At 73.4% G+C, this 3,487-nt stretch carries 3 protein-coding genes and 1 pseudogene; 3 read left to right on the top strand and 1 reads right to left on the bottom strand.

Features of this window, described 5'->3' with window-relative positions:
* Positions 1 to 167: pseudogene (locus B7L92_RS43125) on the bottom strand (GntR family transcriptional regulator); the annotation flags it as partial.
* 85 nt (positions 168 to 252) lie between these two features.
* Between B7L92_RS43125 and B7L92_RS35450 the strand changes: the two are divergent.
* The 3 genes from B7L92_RS35450 to B7L92_RS35440 all read left to right on the top strand — a co-directional run.
* Positions 253 to 1,623 (top strand): glutamine synthetase family protein, encoded by a 1,371-nt coding sequence (locus B7L92_RS35450; protein WP_081241310.1) that lies wholly within the window; start codon positions 253 to 255, stop codon positions 1,621 to 1,623.
* Between the two features lie 8 nt (positions 1,624 to 1,631).
* On the top strand, positions 1,632 to 3,041 hold the full coding sequence (locus tag B7L92_RS35445) for an aldehyde dehydrogenase family protein (RefSeq protein WP_081241309.1): 1,410 nt from the start codon (positions 1,632 to 1,634) through the stop codon (positions 3,039 to 3,041).
* A partial coding sequence (locus tag B7L92_RS35440) for an SDR family NAD(P)-dependent oxidoreductase (RefSeq protein ID WP_143626438.1) occupies positions 3,038 to 3,487 on the top strand: 450 nt, incomplete at its 3' end. The genes B7L92_RS35445 and B7L92_RS35440, both read left to right, overlap by 4 nt.

Genomic DNA, 3,487 nt, shown 5'->3' with positions numbered 1-3,487 from the left:
TCCGCCAGCTCCCGCTCGGCCGGCAGCCGCTCCCCGCCCACCACCAGGCCCAGGCGCAGGACCTGGAGGATCTGCTCCAGCGCCTCCTCGAAGCCGTTGCCCGCGCGGACCGGTCGCAGCACCGGCGCGAGGCGGTCCCCGACCGCGCCGCCCCCGTTCTCCGGCATATGGCCGTGCCCCCTTCCCAAGCAATGGTTCGCGGCAATACCTTATGGCTCCCGGCCGGCCGAAGAAGCCCGAGGAGGCTCTCCCGTGGCAGACCGCACACCCCCGCTCGGTGTCGAGGAGCTGCACGCCCTCGTCGCGGGCGGCGAGATCGACACCGTCGTCCTGGCCTTCCCCGACATGCAAGGGCGGCTCCAGGGCAAGCGGTTCGCCGCGCGCTTCTTCCTCGACGAGGTCCTCCGGCACGGCACCGAGGGCTGCAACTACCTGCTCGCCGTCGACGCCGACATGAACACCGTCGACGGCTACGCGATGTCCTCGTGGGAGACCGGCTACGGCGACTTCGCCATGTACCCCGACCTCGCCACCCTGCGCCGCGTGCCCTGGAACGAGGGCACCGCCCTGGCCGTCGCCGACCTCGCCTGGGACGACGGCTCCCCGGTCGTCGCCGCCCCCCGGCAGGTACTGCGCCGCCAGCTGGACCGCCTCGCCGCGCTCGGCTACACCGCCCAGGTCGGCACCGAGCTGGAGTTCATCGTCTTCCGGGACACCTACGAACAGGCCTGGGACGCCGGCTACCGGGGACTCACCCCGGCCAACCGGTACAACGTCGACTACTCGGTGCTCGGCACCGGCCGCGTCGAGCCCCTGCTGCGCCGCATCCGCAACGAGATGGCCGGCGCCGGACTCACCGTCGAGTCCGCCAAGGGCGAGTGCAACCCGGGCCAGCACGAGATCACCTTCCGCTACGACGAGGCCCTGGTCACCTGCGACCAGCACGCGGTCTACAAGACCGGCGCCAAGGAGATCGCCGCCCAGGAGGGCGTCTCGCTCACCTTCATGGCCAAGTACGACGAGCGCGAGGGCAACTCCTGCCACATCCACCTCTCCCTCGCGCACGTCGACGGCGCCACCGCCATGCCGGACTCCGCCGAGGAGCCGGACGCCATGTCCGAGGTCATGCGCCGCTTCCTCGCCGGGCAGCTCGCGGCGCTCCGCGAGTTCTCCCTGCTCTACGCCCCGCACATCAACTCCTACAAGCGGTTCCAGCCGGACTCCTTCGCCCCGACCGCCGTCGCCTGGGGACGCGACAACCGCACCTGCGCCCTGCGCGTGGTCGGCCACGGCCGCTCCCTGCGCTTCGAGAACCGGCTCCCCGGCGGCGACGTCAACCCGTACCTCGCGGTGGCGGGCATGGTCGCGGCCGGCCTGTACGGCATCGAGCAAGGGCTCGAACTGCCCGAGCCCTGCCCCGGCAACGCCTACGCCGCGGCCTTCGAACGCGTCCCCACCACCCTGCGCGAGGCCGCCGAGCTGTGGGAGACCAGCGCGATCGCCAAGGCCGCCTTCGGCGACGAGGTCGTCGCGCACTACCGCAACATGGCGCGCGTCGAGATCGACGCCTTCGACGCCGCGGTCACCGACTGGGAGCGGCGCCGCTCCTTCGAACGCATGTGAGGCCCGCCGTGTCCCACGAGCCACCGGAGTCACCCGCACTCCAGGTACGCAACCCCGCGACCGAGGAGGTGATCGCCACCGTCCCGGCGGCGACGGCCGCCGACGTCGACGCCGCCGTGACGCGCGCCGCCCGCGCGCAGACCGCCTGGGCCGCCCTCGCGCCCGGCGACCGGGCCCGGCTGCTGCGCCGCTTCGCCGCCGCCGTCGACGGGCACACCGAGGAACTGGCCCGCCTGGAGGTCCGCGAGGCCGGCCACACCCTCGGCAACGCCCGCTGGGAGGCGGGCAACGTCCGCGACCTGCTCGACTACGCGGCCGGGGGAGTGGAACGCCTGACCGGCCGTCAGATCCCGGTCCCCGGGGGCGTGGACGTCACCTTCCTCGAACCGCTCGGCGTCGTCGGCGTCATCGCCCCCTGGAACTTCCCGATGCCCGTCGCCGCCTGGGGCACCGCGCCCGCGCTCGCCGCCGGCAACGCGGTGCTCCTCAAGCCCGCCGAGGCCACCCCCCTCACCGCCCTGCGCCTGGCCGAACTGGCCCTCGCGGCGGGGCTCCCCGAAGGGCTGTTCCAGGTGCTCCCCGGCCACGGGCCCGTCACCGGCAACGCGCTCGTCGAGCACCCCGGAGTGGCGAAGATCGTGTTCACCGGGTCGACGTCCGTGGGCAGACGGGTGTGGGCCCGGGGCGCGGCGCACCTCAAGCGCGTCACCCTCGAACTCGGCGGCAAGAGCCCCAACATCGTCTTCGCCGACGCCGACCTGGAGGCCGCCGCGGCCGCCGCCCCCATGTCCTTCCTCGACAACGCCGGCCAGGACTGCTGCGCCCGCACCCGCATCCTCGTGCAGCGCGACGTCCACGACCGCTTCCTCGGCCTCCTCGCCCCCGCGATCGAGTCCGTCCGGGTCGGCGACCCGGCCGACGAGCACGTCCAGATGGGCCCGCTGATCTCCGGGCCCCAGCTGGACCGGGTCCGCTCCTACGTCACCGACGACCTCGACGGCATCCGCGGCAAGGCCCCCGAGGGCCCCGGCCACTGGTTCCCGCCCACCGTCCTCACCGGCGTCGAACCGCACGCGCGGGTGGCCGTCGAGGAGGTCTTCGGCCCCGTCGCCGTGGTCCTCCCGTTCGACGACGAGGCCGACGCCGTACGCCTGGCCAACGCCACCGACTACGGCCTGTCCGGCTCGATCTGGACCCGGGACGTCGGCCGCGCCCTGCGCGTCTCCCGGGCCGTCCGCGCGGGCAACCTGTCCGTCAACTCGCACTCCAGCGTCCGCTACTGGACCCCCTTCGGCGGGTTCAAGCAGTCCGGCGTCGGACGGGAGCTCGGCCCGGACGCCCTGGCCGCCTTCACCGAGACCAAGAACGTCTTCATCAGCACGGAGAGCACGCGGAACACGGAGGGCCCCGCACAGTGAGCGCAGAGACTTCCCGGACCCCGGACACCGTCTGCCGCCGCCTGGTCGGCCGGACCGCCGTCGTCACCGGAGCGGGCAGCGGCATCGGCCTCGCCGCCGCCCGCCGGCTCGCCTCCGAGGGCGCCCACGTCGTCTGCGGCGACGTCGACGAGGCACGCGGCAAGGCGGCCGCCGAGGAGACCGGCGGGATCTTCGTCGACGTCGACGTCACCGACCCCGGGCAGGTCGAGGCCCTGTTCCGAGCGGCCCACGACACCTACGGCAGCGTCGACGTCGCCTTCAACAACGCCGGCATCTCCCCGCCCGACGACGCCTCCATCCTGGAGACGGGACTGGAGGCCTGGAAGCGCGTCCAGGAGGTGAACCTCACCTCCGTCTACCTGTGCTGCAAGGCCGCCCTCCCCCACATGCGGCGCCAGGGCAGGGGCTCGATCATCAACACCGCG

Origin of the sequence: Streptomyces viridosporus (assembly GCF_002078235.1) — a bacterium.
In the GTDB taxonomy this organism is placed as follows: Bacteria; Actinomycetota; Actinomycetes; order Streptomycetales; family Streptomycetaceae; genus Streptomyces; species Streptomyces viridosporus.
Note: the sequence above shows the minus strand (reverse complement) of the source record. Positions and strands in the feature narration are given on the sequence as shown.